10 protein-coding genes are annotated in these 17,184 nt (G+C 73.2%); 6 read left to right on the forward strand and 4 right to left on the reverse strand.

Going from position 1 to position 17,184, the window contains the following annotated elements; all coding sequences use genetic code 11:
• The first annotated feature begins 53 nt into the window (after positions 1 to 53).
• The 6 genes from rimI to ACFSJS_RS11930 all read left to right on the forward strand — a co-directional run bounded on the left by rimI (position 54) and on the right by ACFSJS_RS11930 (position 11,962).
• Entirely contained in the window at positions 54 to 557 is a 504-nt protein-coding gene (gene rimI / locus ACFSJS_RS11905) for a ribosomal protein S18-alanine N-acetyltransferase (protein ID WP_380899669.1), read from the forward strand.
• A complete protein-coding gene (tsaD, locus tag ACFSJS_RS11910) occupies positions 550 to 1,653 on the forward strand; it encodes a tRNA (adenosine(37)-N6)-threonylcarbamoyltransferase complex transferase subunit TsaD (RefSeq protein ID WP_380899324.1) in 1,104 nt (367 codons plus the stop codon). Before rimI ends, tsaD begins: the two co-directional genes overlap by 8 nt.
• Positions 1,650 to 1,916, forward strand: a complete 267-nt coding sequence (locus tag ACFSJS_RS11915; RefSeq protein ID WP_380899325.1) for a hypothetical protein — start codon at positions 1,650 to 1,652, stop codon at positions 1,914 to 1,916. Before tsaD ends, ACFSJS_RS11915 begins: the two co-directional genes overlap by 4 nt.
• A 731-nt stretch (positions 1,917 to 2,647) precedes the next feature.
• Complete coding sequence (locus ACFSJS_RS11920; RefSeq protein ID WP_380899326.1) at positions 2,648 to 9,862, forward strand: amino acid adenylation domain-containing protein; 7,215 nt, start codon at positions 2,648 to 2,650, stop codon at positions 9,860 to 9,862.
• Between the two features lie 2 nt (positions 9,863 to 9,864).
• A complete protein-coding gene (locus tag ACFSJS_RS11925) occupies positions 9,865 to 11,073 on the forward strand; it encodes an FAD-dependent monooxygenase (protein WP_380899327.1) in 1,209 nt (402 codons plus the stop codon).
• The gene (locus ACFSJS_RS11930; protein WP_380899328.1) at positions 11,063 to 11,962 is read left to right on the forward strand and encodes an SDR family oxidoreductase; all 900 of its coding nucleotides are present in this window, start codon (positions 11,063 to 11,065) and stop codon (positions 11,960 to 11,962) included. The genes ACFSJS_RS11925 and ACFSJS_RS11930 overlap by 11 nt, the downstream gene beginning before the upstream one ends.
• 34 nt (positions 11,963 to 11,996) lie before the next feature.
• Here ACFSJS_RS11930 and ACFSJS_RS11935 read toward each other — a convergent pair whose 3' ends face one another.
• From ACFSJS_RS11935 to ACFSJS_RS11950, 4 genes are all read right to left on the reverse strand, one after another.
• Positions 11,997 to 13,214 carry a LuxR C-terminal-related transcriptional regulator gene (locus ACFSJS_RS11935; RefSeq protein ID WP_380899329.1) on the reverse strand — a complete coding sequence of 406 codons (1,218 nt, stop codon included), beginning with the start codon at positions 13,212 to 13,214 and terminating at the stop codon, positions 11,997 to 11,999.
• 50 nt (positions 13,215 to 13,264) lie between these two features.
• Complete coding sequence (paaN, locus tag ACFSJS_RS11940; protein ID WP_380899330.1) at positions 13,265 to 14,965, reverse strand: phenylacetic acid degradation protein PaaN; 1,701 nt, start codon at positions 14,963 to 14,965, stop codon at positions 13,265 to 13,267.
• A 167-nt stretch (positions 14,966 to 15,132) separates the two neighbouring features.
• A complete protein-coding gene (locus ACFSJS_RS11945) occupies positions 15,133 to 15,690 on the reverse strand; it encodes a TetR/AcrR family transcriptional regulator (protein ID WP_380899671.1) in 558 nt (185 codons plus the stop codon).
• Between the two features lie 50 nt (positions 15,691 to 15,740).
• The gene (locus ACFSJS_RS11950) at positions 15,741 to 17,000 is read right to left on the reverse strand and encodes an MFS transporter (protein ID WP_380899331.1); all 1,260 of its coding nucleotides are present in this window, start codon (positions 16,998 to 17,000) and stop codon (positions 15,741 to 15,743) included.
• Between the last annotated feature and the right edge of the window lie 184 nt (positions 17,001 to 17,184).

Here is a 17,184-nt window from a genome sequence, read left to right on the forward strand (position 1 = left end):
CGGCCGCGGGCAGCGGCGCGCAGGACGTCCCGCACGAGCCGGTCCTCCGCGAGATGCGCTGGTGGGACATCGAGGCGGTGCTGGAGCTGGAGCGGGAGCTGTTCCCGCACGACGCCTGGTCGCCCGCCCTGTTCTGGTCCGAGCTCGCCCACGCCCGCGGCCCGCGCGCCACCCGCCGCTACGTCGTCGCCGAGGCCGGCGGGCGCGTGGCCGGCTACGCCGGTCTGGCGGCGGCCGGCGACACCGGCGACGTCCAGACCATCGCCGCGGCCCGCGACCGCTGGGGCACCGGGCTGGGCTCCCGCCTGCTGACCGAACTCCTCAGGGCCGCCACCGAGTTCGAGTGCCGGGAGGTCCTGCTGGAGGTGAGGGTGGACAACGTCCGCGCCCAGCGCCTCTACGAGCGCTTCGGCTTCGAACCGGTCGGCCTGCGCCGCGGCTACTACCAGCCGGACAACGTGGACGCCCTGGTGATGCGCCGTCCGGCCGACCCCGACCCCGACCCGGCCGCCGCGGCCGGCCCCACGCGACCCCGAGGAACGACGACCCATGGCTGACGAACCCCTGGTACTCGGCATCGAGACCTCCTGCGACGAGACCGGTGTGGGCATCGTGCGCGGGCACACCCTGCTCGCCGACGCGGTGGCCTCCAGCGTCGACGAGCACGCCCGGTACGGCGGCGTGGTGCCCGAGGTCGCCAGCCGCGCCCACCTGGAGGCCATGGTCCCCACCATCCAGCGCGCCCTGAAGGAGGCCGGCGTCGCCGCGAGCGACCTCGACGGGATCGCCGTCACCGCCGGACCCGGCCTGGCCGGCGCGCTGCTGGTGGGCGTCTCGGCGGCGAAGGCGTACGCCTACGCGCTGGGCAAGCCGCTGTACGGCGTCAACCACCTCGCCTCCCACATCTGCGTCGACCAGCTCGAACACGGCGCGCTGCCCGAGCCGACCATGGCCCTGCTGGTCTCCGGCGGCCACTCCTCGCTGCTGCTGTCGGCCGACATCACCTCCGACGTCCGGCCGCTGGGCGCCACCATCGACGACGCGGCCGGCGAGGCGTTCGACAAGGTCGCCCGGGTGCTGAACCTCGGCTTCCCCGGCGGTCCCGTCATCGACCGGTACGCCCGCGAGGGCGACGCCGGCGCCATCGCCTTCCCGCGCGGGCTCACCGGCCCGCGCGACGCGCCCTACGACTTCTCCTTCTCCGGTCTGAAGACCGCCGTCGCCCGCTGGATCGAGGCGAAGCGGAGCGCGGGCGAGGAGGTGCCGGTCGCCGACGTGGCCGCCTCCTTCCAGGAGGCCGTCGTCGACGTGCTCACCCGCAAGGCGATCCGGGCCTGCAAGGACGAGGGCGTGGACCACCTGATGATCGGCGGCGGCGTCGCGGCCAACTCGCGGCTGCGCGCCCTGGCCGAGGAGCGCTGCGAGGCCGCCGGGATCACCCTGCGGGTGCCGCGCCCCAAGCTGTGCACCGACAACGGCGCGATGGTCGCGGCCCTGGGAGCGGAGATGGTCGCCCGGAACCGGGCCCCCTCCGACTGGGACCTGCCGGCCGACTCCTCCCTGCCGGTCACCGAGCCGCACGTCCCGGGCACCTCCCACGGCCGCGGGCACGCCCACGTCCACGAGGCGAGCGCGGGGAACCTCCCCTCGTGACCGTCGCCCTGATGTGGGAGGCGCGTGCGGCCGAGGGCCGCGGCGCGGAGCTGCTGGAGTGGGTCCGCGCCCAGCCCCTCCGCCCCGCCCCGCAGCGCCGGGAGACCTTCACGGCGCCCGCCGACCGCGTCCTGGTCGTCACCTGGTGGGACGCCCCGTACGACGCCGACCTGCCCGAACTCCCCTCCCCGCCGGAGGAGCTGCTGCACCGCCCGGTCCACCGCTGGCGCTTCGAGAGGGCGGACGCGCACGGCGCCCGGTGAGCGGGCCCGCGTCCGGCCCGCGCCGCCCGTCCACCGACGGACCCGGCCGTGCGGTGCCACCGCTCGCGGCCGTTCCGGCGCCGGCCGGGGACGCCGTGCCGCCGGAGGCCGGCGGGACCGGTGACGCGGCCGCGGAGGCGATCGGCTGCGGCGAGATCCGTGCCGTGAAAACACGGCCCGCTCGGTGGGGTCCCGCCCGTAATTGACCGCCCGGAGGGATAGCGCGGGAATCGGGGAATGGGCCGGTGGTTTTCGTCGATTCTTCGGCGGCCGGGGTCTGCGCCGTGGCCGCGTTGGCCGGAGGGCGGGCCGCGGAAAACCGGGCGGCTTCGGTGCTGGAATCGCCGGCCGCCCATGCCGCAGCGGTGGGGCCGGACCGCGGGCGCGCCGGACAGGAGGGACAAGACGGACCGCGGTGGTGCCGGTGCTGCCCGCCCGTCCCGCCGCACCGACGTGTGTGGCGAGGATCACGCATCGCCCGCGGCGGTCGTATGTCACCGGGTGTGCGGGGTTTCCTGGTTCTGCGGAAAGACGCTGTTCGCCTTGGCGCAAAGCTGCGCAGCGCCCCGGCCGCCACCGGCGGATTTCGGAAGGCGCCGCTACCCGCGCAGGTAGTGGGCCCTACTCGTTTAGGTAGTCGCCTAGGGCATTGGAATATGCCTAGGATGCCTGCGGAATTCAATTCCATAAGGCCGGCTTCGGTAAGCTGTGAATAGAGGAAAGGAAATGCTGTGGTTGACCACCGCGCTCTCCCACTTACCTCGTATCAGCGCGACATATGGGCGGTTGAATCCCGCACGCCGGATGACCCCCAGTTCAATGTTGTTCTCGATGAACGGCTCGACGGGAAGCTGGACCCACAGGCACTGCGCACGGCCCTCGCGCGCACGCTGCGCCGCAGCGACGCCTTCCTGCTCCGGTTCGACGAGCGGGACGGAATCCCCTTCCAGTGGATGGAGGACGGTGACGGCGACGACGACAGCTGGGTGCAACTCGTCGACCTGTCCGCCGAAGCGGAACCGGAGCTGGCCTGCCGCCAGTGGAAGGAACGTTCCTTCGCTCGGCCGTTCCCCTTACGCGGCGCCCGGCTGTTCACCGCCGCGCTGCTCCGCGAGAGCATCGACGTCACCCACGTCCACCTCAACGCCCACCACCTGATCGCGGACGCGTGGACGCTCAACCTGGTCAGTCGCAGCATGTGGGAGGAGTACGCGCGGATCACGGGCGTCTCCGCGGACCCCGCCCCGTCCGGAGCGCCCCCCTCCTACCGCGGATTCATCGAGGCGGACGCCGCGTACCAGGACTCCGCCGAGCAGGCCCGGGACCGTGCCTTTCACCGCGAACTCCTGGACGGCGTGGCCCCCGCGCTGTTCCAGCGCTCCGCCGACCGCCCGCGCGGCGGCACCGCCCGGCGCGGCCATCACACCTTCACCATCGACGGCGCGCTCGTCAGGCGCGTCCGCGAAGGCGGGAACTCCCCGTTCGCCTTCGTCGCCGCCGCCTTCGCGGCCTACTTCTCGCGCGTCCACCGCTCCGAGGAGGTCGTCTTCGGAGTTCCCTTCCTCAACCGGCGCACCGAGGCGGAGCTGGGGACGGCGGGCCAGTTCGCCAACAACCTGCCGCTGCGTGTCGCCGTGCCCCAGGACGCCCCCCTGCGCGACATCGCCCGGACCGTCCGCGAACACACCGCCTCCCTGCGCACGCACGAGAGGCTCTCCCTCGGCGACGTGCTGCGTGAGCTGCCCGCCGACCGCGCGGGCTCCCGGCAGCTGTTCGACATCACCCTGTCGTACCTGCGCTATCCGCGTCCCGACGCGCTCCCCGACGCCGACCGCGACACCGTGATCACCGCCCCGGTGCACGACCAGGACGCCCTGTCCGTCATGATCCGCGCCTTCGACGACGACGCGGACCTGCGGGTCGACCTCGACTACGCGCGCGACGTCTTCGACGAGGACTTCCCGATCGAGCAGGTGGCCGGCCACCTGCTCACCCTCATCCGCGCCGGCGTCGAGCAGCCCGACACCCCCGCCCCCGCCCTCCCGGTGCTGACCGACGCCGAGAAGGACGAGCTGGCCCGCCTCCAGCGGGGGCCGACCACCCCCTACCGCGACGACATGACCGTGCACGGCCTCGTCGAGGAGCGGGCCGCGCGCACGCCGGACCGCACCGCAGTCAGGGCCGCCGACGGAACCGAACTGACGTACGCCGAGCTCGACGAGCGCGCGAACCGCATCGCGCACACCCTGCGCGCCGGAGGCGTGGCGCCCGGTGACCGGGTCGCCCTCCTGCTGGAGCGCGGGCCGCACACCGTCCCCGCCCTGCTGGGCATCCTCAAGGCCGGCGCCGCCTACGTGCCGGTCGATCCCGGCTACCCGGAGGAGCGCATCCGGTTCCTGCTCCGCGACAGCCGGGCCAAGGCCGTGCTCACCGGCCCCGGCTCCCCCGACCCCGGGCTCGACGGCGACGCGGTCGTCCACCGCGTGGACGATCCGGCCGTCGGCGACGCCCCGGACGGCCGCCCGGCGCCGGCCGCCTCCGCGCGCGACATCGCGTACGTCATCTACACCTCGGGTTCCACCGGTCTGCCCAAGGGGGTCATGGTCGAGCACCACTCGGTGGTCAACCGGTTGGCCTGGATGCAGTCCCGCTACCCGATCGGCGTGGGCGACGTCCTGCTCCAGAAGACCCCCGTCTCCTTCGACGTGTCGGTGTGGGAACTGTTCTGGTGGGCCGTCGAGGGCGCGGAGCTCGCCCTGCTGCCCCCCGGCGGCGAGCGCGACCCCCGGACGATCCTCCGGACGATCGCCGAACGGGGCGTGACGGTCGTCCACTTCGTCCCCTCCATGCTCGGCCCGTTCCTGGACCTGCTGGAGGACGACCCCGGGCTCCGTGCGCAGGCAGCGTCCCTGCGCCGTGTCTTCTGCAGCGGCGAGGCCCTGCCGCCGACCCGTGTGGAGCAGTTCAACCGGATCTTCGGCCCCGGCTTCCCGCAGGGCCCCGGCCCCCGGCTGGTCAACCTGTACGGGCCGACCGAGGCCACCGTCGACGTGTCGTACTACGACTGCCCGTCCGCCCCCGGCGACCCCGTGCGCCGCGTGCCCATCGGCCGCCCCGTCGACAACACCAGCCTGTACGTGGTGGACCCCTACGACCGGCCGCAGCCGATCGGCGTGCCCGGCGAACTGTGCATCGGCGGCGTCCAGGTCGCCCGCGGATACCTGGGGCGGCAGGAGCTGACCGCCGAGAAGTTCGTCGACGATCCGTTCGACCCCGACGGCCGGATGTACCGCACCGGAGACCTGGCCCGCCTGCTGGCCGACGGGAACATCGAGTACCTGGGACGCATCGACGGGCAGGTCAAGATCCGGGGCAACCGGGTCGAACTCGGCGAGGTGCAGAACGCCCTGGCCTCCGTCGGCGGGGTGCGGGACGCCATCGTCGTGGACCGCAGGGACGACGTCCGCGGCACCCACCTGGTGGGTTACTACGTCGCCGGGAGCGAACTCGACCCGCTCGAACTCCGTACCCGGTTGGCGCGCAGGCTGCCGGACTTCATGATGCCGACCCACTTCGTGCGCATCGACCGCATCCCCCTCACCCCGAACGGCAAGGCCGACCGGCGCGCGCTGCCCGCCCCCGCGGCCGGCGGACCGGGGCCGCGTCCCCACACCGCCCCCCGCAACGCGGTGGAGGAGGCCATGGCCGCGGTGTGGGCCGAGGTCCTCGGCGTCGAGCGGGTCGGCGTCCACGACGACTACTTCGCGCTCGGCGGGGACTCCATCCTGATGCTCCGGGTCCGTGCCCTGGCCGACAGGCGCGGCCTCCGGTTCGAACTCAGCGACCTCGTGCGCCATCCCACCGTCGCGGAACTCGCGCCCCTGGTCGGCACGGGCCCCGCCGCGGACTCCGCCCCGGTCCTCGCCCCGTTCGAACTGGTCTCCGGCGTCGACCGGGCCCGCCTGGAGGGGCGCGAGGACGCCTACCCGCTCACCCGGCTCCAGCTGGGCCTGATCTACCACAGCCAGGCCCAGCAGGAGTCCGCCGTCTACCGCGACGTCTTCCGCTACAGCTTCGCCATGGACTGGGACGCGGAACGCTTCACGTCCGCCTTCGACCGGCTCGTCGCGCGGCACCCCGTGCTGCGCTCCTCCTTCGACCTGGGCGGCTTCTCCGAGCCCCTGCAGATCGTGGACACCGAGGTCGACAGGGCCCTCGACGTCATCGACCTGCGCGACCTGCCCGGCGAGCACGCCGAAGCCGAGATCCGTTCGCACGTCGAGGAGCGCCGCCACCACCCGTACGTGTTCGAGCGCGCCCCGCTGTACCACCTGCGTGTCCACGTCCTGCCGCAGAGCGTGGAGCTGGTGCTCAGCTTCCACCACGCCCTCCTCGACGGCGGCAGCGTCGCCAACCTCCTGCGGGAGCTGCTCCAGGACTACGCCCACGCCATGGGGCAGGACATCGACCCGGTCCCCGGCGCGGACCTGCCCTCGCCCGCGCACCACGTGGCGGTCGAGCGCCGAGCGCTGGAGTCCGAGGAGACCCGTGCCTACTGGCGCCGCCACCTCGACGGGGCGGCCCCGCCCCAGTTCGACGCCTTCGCCCCGCACGAGGCGCCCGGCTCCGAGGAGCTGATCACCCGGCGCGTCGACCTGCCCGCCGAGCTCGTGGCCGCCGTCAGGGAGTTCTCCCGGAACCGCACCGTGCCCGTGAAGTCGGTGCTGTTCACGGCGCACCTGCTCGCCCTGCGGCTGTTCTCGGGCAGCGAGGACGTCACCACGGGCCTGGTGACCCACGGGCGGCCCGAGCACGAGGGGGGCGACCGCATCGCCGGGTTGTTCCTGAACACCATGCCGGTCCGGCTGGACACCGCGAAGGACAGCTGGCTGTCGGTGGTGCGCGAATCCTTCCGGCGGGAGCAGGAGAGCCACCCGCACCGCCGCTACCCCCTCAGCGCCATTCAGGAGGACCTCGGCACCACGGTCCTCGACACGGCGTTCAACTACATCCACTTCCACCAGCTCGCCGAGGTGTACTCCCTGCCCGGCATCCGCTCGCTGGACTTCCGCACCTGGGAGGAGACCAACTTCTCCCTGCTGGTCAACGTCTTCGTCGAGCCGGTCGAGGACCGCGTCTGGCTGCGCCTGGACCACCAGGGCCGCATCTTCACCCCGGCGCAGGCCGAGCTCTACGCGCAGGCCCTCGTCCGGATCCTGCACCGCGTCGTCCACCACCCGGACGAGCCCGTCGACTTCGGGTTCCTCGCCGAGCCCGCGCCGGTGGGGAGGCAGCCGGCGGGGAGCCCCCCGGACGTGGTGCGCGCCTTCGAGGCACAGGCGGCGCGGACCCCGGAGGCGACCGCTCTCGTCTTCCGCGACCGGCGCTGGAGCTACGCCGAACTCGACGCGGCGGCCGACCGGGCCGCCCGCCGCCTGAGGGCGATCGGAGCGGAGCCCGGCAGCCGGATCGGCATCGCCATGGAGCGCTCGCCCGAGGCGGTCGCCGTCATGCTCGGCGTCCTCAGGGCCGGTGCCGTGGCGGTGCCCCTGGACACCGACTACCCGCAGGAGCGCATCGCGGCCATGCTGCGGCAGGCCCGCCCCTTCGCGGTCGTCGCCCACACCGCGCGCGCCCGGGCCCTCCCCGGCCTGCAGGACGTCCGGCTCATGGTCACGGCGGAGGGCCTCCTCGACGGCTCCGGACCGGTGGGTGAGCCTTCCCCGCACCCCCGGATCAACCCGGAGGACATCGCCTACCTGCTCTTCACCTCCGGCTCCACCGGCCGGCCCAAGGGGGTGGAGATGCCGCACCGCTCACTGGCCGGTCTCGTCGCCTGGCAGAACGACGTCCCCAGCGGAGTCGTCGGAGGCGTCACCGCGCAGTACGCGCCGATGAGCTTCGACGTCTCCTTCCAGGAGGTCTTCTCCACGCTCTGCGGTGGCGGGACCCTGCTGATCGTCCCCGAGGACGAGCGCCGCGACATGCCGGCGCTGCTGCGCCTGCTCGACCGCGAGGGCGTCCAACGGCTCTACCTGCCGTACGTGGCGCTCCAGCAGTTCGCCGAGGCGGCGCAGGCACTCGGGATCGTCCCCGGCGCGCTCAGGGCCCTGATCTCCTCCGGCGAGCAGCTGCGGATCACCGACGAGATCCGCTCCCTGTGCGCGGCGCTTCCCGGGATCGTCCTGGAGAACCAGTACGGCCCGACCGAATCGCACGTCGTCACCCGGCACCCCATGACCGGCGATCCCGCGCTCTTCCCGGCGCTGCCCCCGATCGGCCGGGCCGTCGACGGCGCCGACGTCCTCGTCCTCGACGAGCGGATGCGGCCCGTGCCGGTGGGCGTGAAGGGGGAGATACACCTGGGCGGCGCCTGCCTGGCACGCGGCTACGCGGAGATGCCCGAGCTGACCGACGAGCGGTTCGTGCCGCGCCCCGGCGCGCCCGGCGAGCGGCTCTACCGCACCGGCGACCTCGGTTTCACGCTGCCGGACGGCTCCGTGGTGTGCGTCGGCCGCTCCGACGCGCAGGTGAAGGTGCGCGGGTTCCGGGTCGAGCCCGCCGAGGTCGAACTGGCGATCACCCGGTTCGGCACCGAGCACCCGGGCCTGGCGGAGGCGGCGGTCGTTGCGCGGCGGAGGGAGGGCGGCGACTCCTTCCTCGCGGCGTTCCTGGTCGGTGATCCGGAACGGGTCGACCAGGAACAGCTGGTCAGGTACCTGCGCTCGGTCCTCCCCGACTACATGGTCCCCTCGCACGTCGAGTGGCTGCCCGCGCTGCCGCTCACCCCCAGCGGCAAGCGGGACGACAAGGCCCTGCGGGAGCGGCCGCTGACCGTGCCCGACTCCGCCGGCGCCACGGCGCCCCGCGACGAGTACGAGAAGGCCCTGGCCGAGCTCCTGGGCGAGGTGCTGCATCTGCCCGCCGTCGGCGTCCACGACAACATCTTCGACCTGGGCGGCACCTCCCTCACCGCGATGCGGCTGGTCGTCCTGATCGAGCAGCGCTACGGCGTGGGCATCCCGCTCTCGGAGTTCGTGGCCGCCCCCACGGTGGCCGAACTGGCGGCACGGCTGCGCGGCGACGGAGCCGTCGCCGCCTTCGACTCGCTGGTGCCGATCCGCCCGCACGGCGACAGGCGCCCGGTGTTCTTCGTCCACCCCATGGGGGGCAACGTCCTGTGCTACGTGCGGTTCGCCAGGCACCTGCCGGACGGTCTGCCCTTCTACGCGTTCCAGGCGGCCGGTGTCGACCCGGGCACCGAACCGCTGCGCAGCGTCGAGGAGATCGCCGCCGGCTACGTGGCCCGGATGAGGAGCGTGCAGCCGGTCGGCCCGTACGTCGTCGGAGGGTGGTCCTTCGGCGGTTTCGTCGCCTTCGAAATGGCCCGGCAGCTGCGGGCGGCGGGGGAGGAGGTGGAGCGGCTGATCCTGCTGGACACCACCGCGCTCAACCCCGGCCGCCGGCTGCGCACCGATGACGACGCCCTGCTCGGCTGGTTCTTCTGGGAGCTGCTGTGGCTCCGGCGAGGCGGCGACTCGCCCCTGGAGCTGATACCGGACGAACTGACCACCCTGGAGGAGAGGTTCGACTTCATCGCGCGGCTCGCGGTGGACGAGGGCGTCCTTCCGGCGGGCAGCACGGGCGCGGTGGTCCGCAGGCTCTTCCACGTGTACGAGGCCAACTGGCGTGCGGCCTTCGCCTACCGGCCGGAGGTGGTCGACCAGGACATGGTCCTCGTCCACGCCTCCGAGCCGCTTCCGGAGGTCCTGGAGTCGATGCACACGGCCATCGAGTCCATGCACCGCGACCCCGCCAACGGCTGGCGGGAGCGGACCAGCGGGGAACTCACCGTCATCGACGTACCGGGCGACCACCTGACGATCATGGAGGAGCCGCACATAGCTCACGTGGTCCGGGTCGTCACCGAACTGATCGGGGAATGACAATGACCAAGCACAAGGCCATCGTCGTCGGGGCGGGCATCGGCGGGCTGACGGCCGCCGCGGCCCTGCGCCGCGCCGGGCTCGACGTCGAGATCTACGAACGGGCGACCGAGCTCAAGGCCGCCGGATCCGGACTGTCGGTGATGAGCAACGCCATCGCCGCCCTGGATTCGGCAGGCCTCGACCTCGGCCTCGCCCGGCGCGGCCAGACCCTGGAGTCGTACCACGTCAGAACCGCACGCGGTCGTCTGATCAGGGAGTTCCCCTTCCCCTCCATCATCGGCCGGCTCGGTGTGCCCAGCGTGCTCATCACGCGCTCGGCCCTCCAGCAGGCGCTGCTGGAGGCCACCGAGGGCATACCGATGGCTCTGGGGGCGACCGCGGAGGACTTCACCGTGGACGGCGCCACACAGAAGGTGCGGGTCCGTTTCGCGGACGGCCGCGAGGCGCTCGGTGACGTGCTCATCGGCGCGGACGGCTTCAACTCCGCGGTGCGCCGCCGGCTGGTCGGTCCGGAGGACTCCCGGGACAGCGGTTACGTCTGCTGGCTGGCCCTCACCCCGTTCAGCCATCCGCGCTTCACGAAGGGGTCCGTCACGCACTACTGGGGCAGTGGGCAGCGGTTCGGCCTCGTGGACATGGGCGGCGGACTGCTCTACTGGTGGGGGACGAAGAACATGCCCGCCGCCCGGTCCCACGACTGGAAGGGCGGCAAGGCCGACGTGGCCCGCGCCTTCGAGGGCTGGGCCGACGAGGTGCGCCGGGCCATCGAGGTCACGCCCGAGGAGGCCATCCTGGCCGTGCCCTCCCGGGACCGGAGGTTCCTGGAGCGCTGGGGGCGCGGCCCGGTGACCCTGCTCGGCGACGCCGCGCACCCCATGCTCACCAGCCTCGGCCAGGGCTCCGGCATGGCGATCGAGGACGCGGTGGTCCTCGCCCGGCACCTGCGCGGCGCCACCGACCTGCCGCACGCCCTGCGGCGGTACGAGGACGAGCGGCGCGAGCGCACCCGCGGCATGGTGGCGGCTTCTCGCTCCATCAGCGATTTCGAGCAGTCCGAGAACCCGATAAGGCGCCCGGTGCGCGACGCGTACTTCCGCTTCATGCCGGAGCGCAAACTGACCAGGACGCTGGAGTCCTCGCTCACCTTCCCGGTCGCGGACGGTGCCGCCCGCGACCAGGCGGACAAGGAGGAGACCCATGCCCACTGAGACGAGCGGCAGGAGACGGATCGCCCCGTACGGCCGGGCCGTCCTGGTCACCGGCGCCTCGACCGGGCTCGGGCGGGCCTGCGCGCTCCGCCTGGAGGACCGCGGGTTCCGCGTGTTCGCCGGTGTGCGCAGGGAGGCGGACGGCAAGGAACTGGTGGAGGCGTCCGTCCACGGCCGCCTCACCGCGGTGCGGATCGACGTCACCGACGAGGCGTCGGTGGCGGAGGCCGCCGAGCACGTCGCCGGGGTGCTGGAGGCCGACGGGGCGGGCACCGGCCTGTGGGGCCTGGTCAACAACGCCGGCGTGTGCGTCTCGGCGCCGCTGGAGTGCGTGCCGGCCGAGCGGCTGCGCTGGCAGTTCGACACCAACGTGGTGGGCCAGCTCGTGGTCGCTCAGGCGTTCCTGCCCCAACTGCGGCGCACTCGCGGCCGGATCGTCAACGTCACCTCCGGCATCGGCACCGTCGCCGTGCCCTACCTGGGCGCCTACGCGGCGGCCCAGTTCGCCAAGGAGGCGATGAGCGACGTCCTGCGGCGTGAGCTGCGCGGGTTCGGGGTCGACGTGAGCGTCATCCAGCCCGGTGCCATCATGACGCCCATCTGGGGCAAGATCTCCGATGTCGCCCAGGAGGCCCTGGGGAAGGCAGAGAGCGAGGTCGTCGAGCTGTACCGGGCTCGGTTCGAGCGCTTCCTGCGGAACAACGAGCAGCAGGCGCGGGGGAGCAGGACCACCCCGCAGGACATGGCCCGGGCCGTCGAACGGGCACTGACCGACGCGCGGCCGCGCACCCGCTACCGGGTGGGGGCGGACGTGCGCAGGATGAGCGTCCTGGCCCGGGTCCTGCCCGACGCCGCGCTCGACCGGTACCTGCGGCCGATCACCGAGTGACCGGCCGCAGGGGCGGGCGGGGCCACCGGGTGGATCACCCGGTGGCCCGCAGGCTCGTCCCGCGCTGCTGTTCCACGGCTCTGAGCAGGTCGATCCGCGACCGCACGCCGTAGCTGTGGAACAGCTTGCGCAGGTGGTAGTTGACGGTGTGCGGGGAGACGCCCAGACGCCTGGCGATCTGCCGGTTCGTCAGCCCCTCGCCCACCAGCCGGATCACCTCGCTCTGCCGGTCGTTGAGCGGGACGGTCCCGCGCACCGCGGCAGCAGCCGTCGGTGCGCGGGACCGCCGGACCTCCTCCGCCTCCCGTTGCAGCGCACGCTTCAGCGAGGCGGGCACCGAGTCCGCGACGACCCGGCGGAGCAGTTCACTGTGGAAGACCGTGCCGGTGCCGTCGCCGTGCACGAGGCCCCTGCCGACGGCCTCGTCCAGCAGCCGGACCAGCCCGGAGGGGGAGACCCGCAGCATCGGCGCCAGCACCTCGTACTCCAGCACCCTGCCCAGCACGGCGGCCATGCGCAGCAGGTGGCGGCATTCGGGCGAGAAGGTGTCCATCGTCGCGGTGATCTGCGCGCGCAACTTCTGCGGCAGCTTCGTGCCGACCGGATGGACCCGGCCGTCCACGAGGCACAGGGCCTCCTCCTCGCGCAGTCCCATCAGCAGCGCGACGATCAGGGCGGGATGGCCCGCGGCCTGGCCCACCCATTCGAGCAACGCGGGCGAGGGAGGTGCCCCCAGGATGTCGGCCGCCAACTGTGCGCAGGCGGAGGGGGCCAACGGGGCCAGGACCAGGTGCTCGCGCCGGCTGGCCGGCATGGCGAACACAGCGCCCAGCGCGTCCGACCCCCCGCCGCGGCAGAGGGCGGCCACCGACACGGTGCGGCCGCCGTGCACCGCCACGCGCCGGGAGAACAGGACGTCGACGGCTTCCCTGCCCAGCCGGTCGGCATCGTCCAGCAGGACCAGCAGCGGAGCGCTGCCGGCCGGGAACCGCCGGCCCGCGGCCAGGCGGGCGCGCCGGCCCGGCCCGGGGGCGGTCCGGCGCACCGCCGGCACGTCCTCGAAGGAGGCGTACCCCATCTCCTCGGCCATCGCGGCACAGGCGTGCAGCAGCCGTGTCTTGCCCACCCCCGGGGGCCCCTCCACCACGAGCAGGGCGCTTCCCGCGGTACAGCCGTGCGCGAGGACGTCGCGGATGTGTGACAACTCGCGCTCTCGTCCGCGCAGCGGATGGTCGTGCGAGGTGACGAACACGGATGTCTCCTTCTGGCTTCTGACCTGCTGTGCGGGCGGGGAGGGTGCGCTCAGACGGTGTCGGGCGCGCGGCGCACCGTCACCGTTCGGAAGCGGTCGGCCACGAAGGCCGCGTCGCAGTAGGCGGAGTTGCCCGACGGGTTGAGACCCGTGCCGTGCAGGTCGGAGTAGACGGCGGACTGCGTGATGTACCAGTCGCCCGTCAGGTTCAACGACAGCATGACGCCGCTGCCGGCGCAGGCGTGCTCCAGCGCGCGCTCGACCTCCGGCGAGGTGGTGTACGCGCCGACGGACAGCGCGCCCTTCTCCCGCACGGCGCGGTCGAGCAGGGCGATGCCGTCGTCCGCCGAGTCGACCGCGACGGCGAAGGACACCGGTCCCAGCCACTCGGACAGCAGCGTCGCGCGGTCCCGTGCGCGGGAGGCGTCCAGGGAGACGACCACCGGGGTGCGGATCACCGCGTCCGGGAAGCGCGGGTGCCGCACGGCACGGGACCTGTGCGCCACCGGCCCCAGCCGCCCGGAGTCGGCCCGCTCGACCCGGTCGCGCACCTGCGGTCCCAGCAGGGCGCCCAGGATGTCCGCGGCGCGCGCGTCGTCGGCGAGGAGCGCGTCCAGGGCGTCGCCCAGGTCCGCCACCACCTCGCCGTAGTCCTTGTGCCCCTCGTCGGTCGCGATGCCCGCGCGCGGGATCAGCAGGTTCTGCGGACTCGTGCAGAGCTGGCCGCTGTACAGGGAGAGTGTGAAGGCGAGGTTGGCCAGCATGTCCCGGTACCCGGCCGTGGACTCGACCAGCAGGGAGTTGACGGCGGAGGTGGCCGTGAACAACCGGGCCTGGGAGGCGTTGGCCGTCAGCCACGCGCCGAAGGCCGTCGTGCCCGCGTAGTCGACGATCCGGACCTCCGGGTCGACCGCCAGCCTCCTCGCGAGCCGTTCGCCCGGGTGCTCCGCGGCCAGGCACACCAGATCGGGCGGGAAGCCCGCGTCCCGCAGCACCTCGCGGGCGACGCGGACCGTCAGGGCGAGGGGGAGGACGGCCTGCGGGTGCGGTTTGACGAGTACGGCGTTGCCGGTGGCCAGGGAGGCGAACAGGCCCGGGTAGCCGTTCCAGGTGGGGAAGACCGAGTTGCCGATGACCAGGCCGATGCCGCGCGGAACCGCCGTGAAGGTCTTGTCGAGGGCGAAGGTCCGGCCGTCGTCCAGCGGTTTGCGCCAGGCCACCGCGGCCGGTATCCGCATCTGCTCGGCGAGGGCCACGGCCACCGCCTCCAGGCCGCGGTCCTGCGCGTGCACGGCTCCGGCGTGGAACGCCATGACGGGGCCGTGGCCGCTGGTGTGCATGGCGGCCTGGGCCCATTCGTTGCTGCGGGCGTTGATGCGGGCGAGGATCTCCGCGCACACCACCGCCCGCTCCTCCGGGGTCGCGGTGCGCCAGTCCGCCGTCGCCGCGCGCATCGCGGGCAGCAGGACGGCGGGGTCGCAGTGCGGATAGGAGATGCCCAGCGCGAAGCCGTAGGGGGAGGTCTCGCCGCCTGCTGCGGGCGAGGGGCCGACCGTGCCGTCCCGTCCGGGCTGATCGAGTTCGAAGGGGGTGTCCAGCAGGCGGCGGAACGCGCGCTCGCCCGCGGCGGGGTCCTGTTCGCGGTACGCGTCGGGGGCCTCCGGGTAGGGGGACCAGTGCTCACGGCTGCGGACGGCTTCCAGGGCCCGGCCGAGGAGGGGCGAGTGTCTCTCTGTCAGGTCTGCTAACACGGTGCGCTCCTTACATTTGCTCCAACGATGACACGAGGACGGCAGGGTGTCAGAGGGCTTTCCAGGACATTGGAAGCCCGTGGGCGGGGTGTGCAGGAGGCGGATCGCAGGCCGTCGGGCACCTGCCCCCGCCGCGCCGCGGCGGGGGCAGGTACGCGCCGGCGGCCTCAGAGCAGGACCGACCGCAGCGCTGCTTCGAACTCGTCGGCGGTGGGCGGCTCTTCGGTGAGCAGGGCCTGCATCAGCAGGCCGTCGATGGTGCCCGACAGGATCCGCAGCCGCACGGGATCGTCGGTGTAGCACCGTCCGAACTCGGCCACGGCGGCGAGCCAGTCCCGGGTGGGGCCGCGCAGCTCGGGCCGGCGGGCCGCCAGCAGGTACAGCTCGTACTCGGCCAGGAGGTGATCGGGGTGGGCGACGACGGTGCACATCAGCTCGGCCAGCGCGCGCAGTCCCGCGCCCCTGTCCTCCACCCGGGCCGCGAGCGTCCTCATCCGCCGGGCGTCCTCCTCCATGCAGCGGGTGAGCGCGGCGGTCAGCAGGTCGTCGATGCTCTTGAAGTAGTAGGCGGCGGCGGTGGACGGCTGCCCCGCCTCCCGGGCGACGGCGCGGTGGCTCACCCCGGCCACCCCCTCGCGGGCGACCACGCGGACGGTGGCCTCGATCAGTTCCCTCCTGCGCCGCTCGCCCTTGATGCGCCGGCCGTCCGTGGTCGGTTCGCCCACCGTCTCTCCCGCGGTTGTCGCCGTGTCCACCACGAGACCATATCCCCTGGTCACGGGCGGGTGTCGACGGTGCCGCCGACCGGAGCCGGACCCGCCTGCGCCTCCGGGGCGTCCTGGGCGCCCGCGCCGAGCCGGCGGGACAGCGGCCGCAGGGCGGCCAGGGCGAGCGCCAGGGCGGCGGCGCCCGCGGCGATGGCCACGGCGAAGCCGCCCTCGGGGCCGTAGCGGTCGACCACCGAACCGGACAGCGCCGCGCCCAGCGCCACGCCCACGCTCAGACCGGTGATCGCCCAGGTCATGCCCTCGGTCAGCTTCGACGGCGGTACGGTCTTCTCCACCAGGCCCATCACCACGATCATGGTGGGGGAGAAGAACAGGCCGGAGAGGAACACCGCGGCGGAGAGGGTCGCCACGCTCCCGACCAGCAGCAGCGGCAGGGTGGTCAGTGCCGTTCCGGCGGCACCGAGCGCGAGCAGCCGGGGCAGCGGCACGTCGATCTTCAGCGCGCCGAAGGCCAGGCCGGCCAGGGCGGAGCCGACGGCGTAGACCGACAGCACGATGCCCGCGCTGGCCGGTGAGCCCTGCTCCTCGGCAAACGCGACGCTGACCACGTCGACCGTGCCGACGATGGTGCCCCCGGCCACCAGGATCAGGGCGAGCAGCTGCACGGATCCGACGCGGATGGCCGAGCCCCCGCCGCCCGCCGCGTCGAGACGCTCCACCGGCGGTTCGGTGCGCTTCTGGGGTACGAAGAGCAGTACGCCCAGCACGAGGAACGCGGTGGCGACCAGCGGACCGGCCTCGGGGAAGAGGGCCGTGGACAGCGCGACCGACAGCGCGGGGCCCACGACGAAGGTCAGTTCGTCCACGACCGACTCCAGCGAGAAGGCGGTGTGGAGCCGGGGGGAGTCGCGGTAGACGTGCGTCCAGCGGGCGCGGACCATGGCGGCCATGTTGGGCAGCGTGCCCGCGAACACGGCGAAGAAGAAGAGGGTCCAGATGGGTGCGTCGTAGCGGGCGCACAGCAGCAGCGCGCCCATGGAGATCGCGCTCAGCCCGGTGGCGGGCGGCAGCACCCGGCCCTGGCCGGCCCGGTCCACCAGGCGGGAGACCTGCGGGCCGAAGAACGCCATGGAGAGCGTGAAGGTCGCGGAGACGGCGCCGGCGAGCCCGTACTCGCCGCGCATCTGCGACAGCATCGTGATGATCCCGATCCCGGTCATGGAGATCGGCATGCGGGCGAGGAAGCCGGCGGCCGAGAAGGCCACCGAGCCCGGGGCGCGGAACAGTTCGCGGTACGGATTGCCCATGGGAGTGCCTCCGGTCCGTCGGCGTGGTACGACCGAGAAAAAGTTGAACGGCCGCAAGACATTGAACGAGTGTTTCAGTTTCCACTCTACGCCGCGGCGGGACCGGCGTGTCAACCTCGTCACCGTCGGTCACGGGGAGGAAGCGCACGGGGAAGGCGGTGCCGGAGGGGAGGCGGACGCGTCC

The organism is Streptomyces desertarenae (assembly GCF_042681365.1).
Taxonomy (GTDB): Bacteria; Actinomycetota; Actinomycetes; order Streptomycetales; family Streptomycetaceae; genus Streptomyces; species Streptomyces desertarenae.

What these genes read in the sequence shown, in the direction of transcription:
- rimI (WP_380899669.1), top strand. Translation starts at nt 54, where the DNA reads ATGCGCTGGTGGGACATCGAGGCGGTGCTGGAGCTGGAGCGGGAGCTG.
- tsaD (WP_380899324.1), top strand. Translation starts at nt 550, where the DNA reads ATGGCTGACGAACCCCTGGTACTCGGCATCGAGACCTCCTGCGACGAG.
- ACFSJS_RS11925 (WP_380899327.1), top strand. Translation starts at nt 9,865, where the DNA reads ATGACCAAGCACAAGGCCATCGTCGTCGGGGCGGGCATCGGCGGGCTG.
- ACFSJS_RS11930 (WP_380899328.1), top strand. Translation starts at nt 11,063, where the DNA reads ATGCCCACTGAGACGAGCGGCAGGAGACGGATCGCCCCGTACGGCCGG.
- ACFSJS_RS11950 (WP_380899331.1), bottom strand. Translation starts at nt 17,000, where the DNA reads ATGGGCAATCCGTACCGCGAACTGTTCCGCGCCCCGGGCTCGGTGGCC.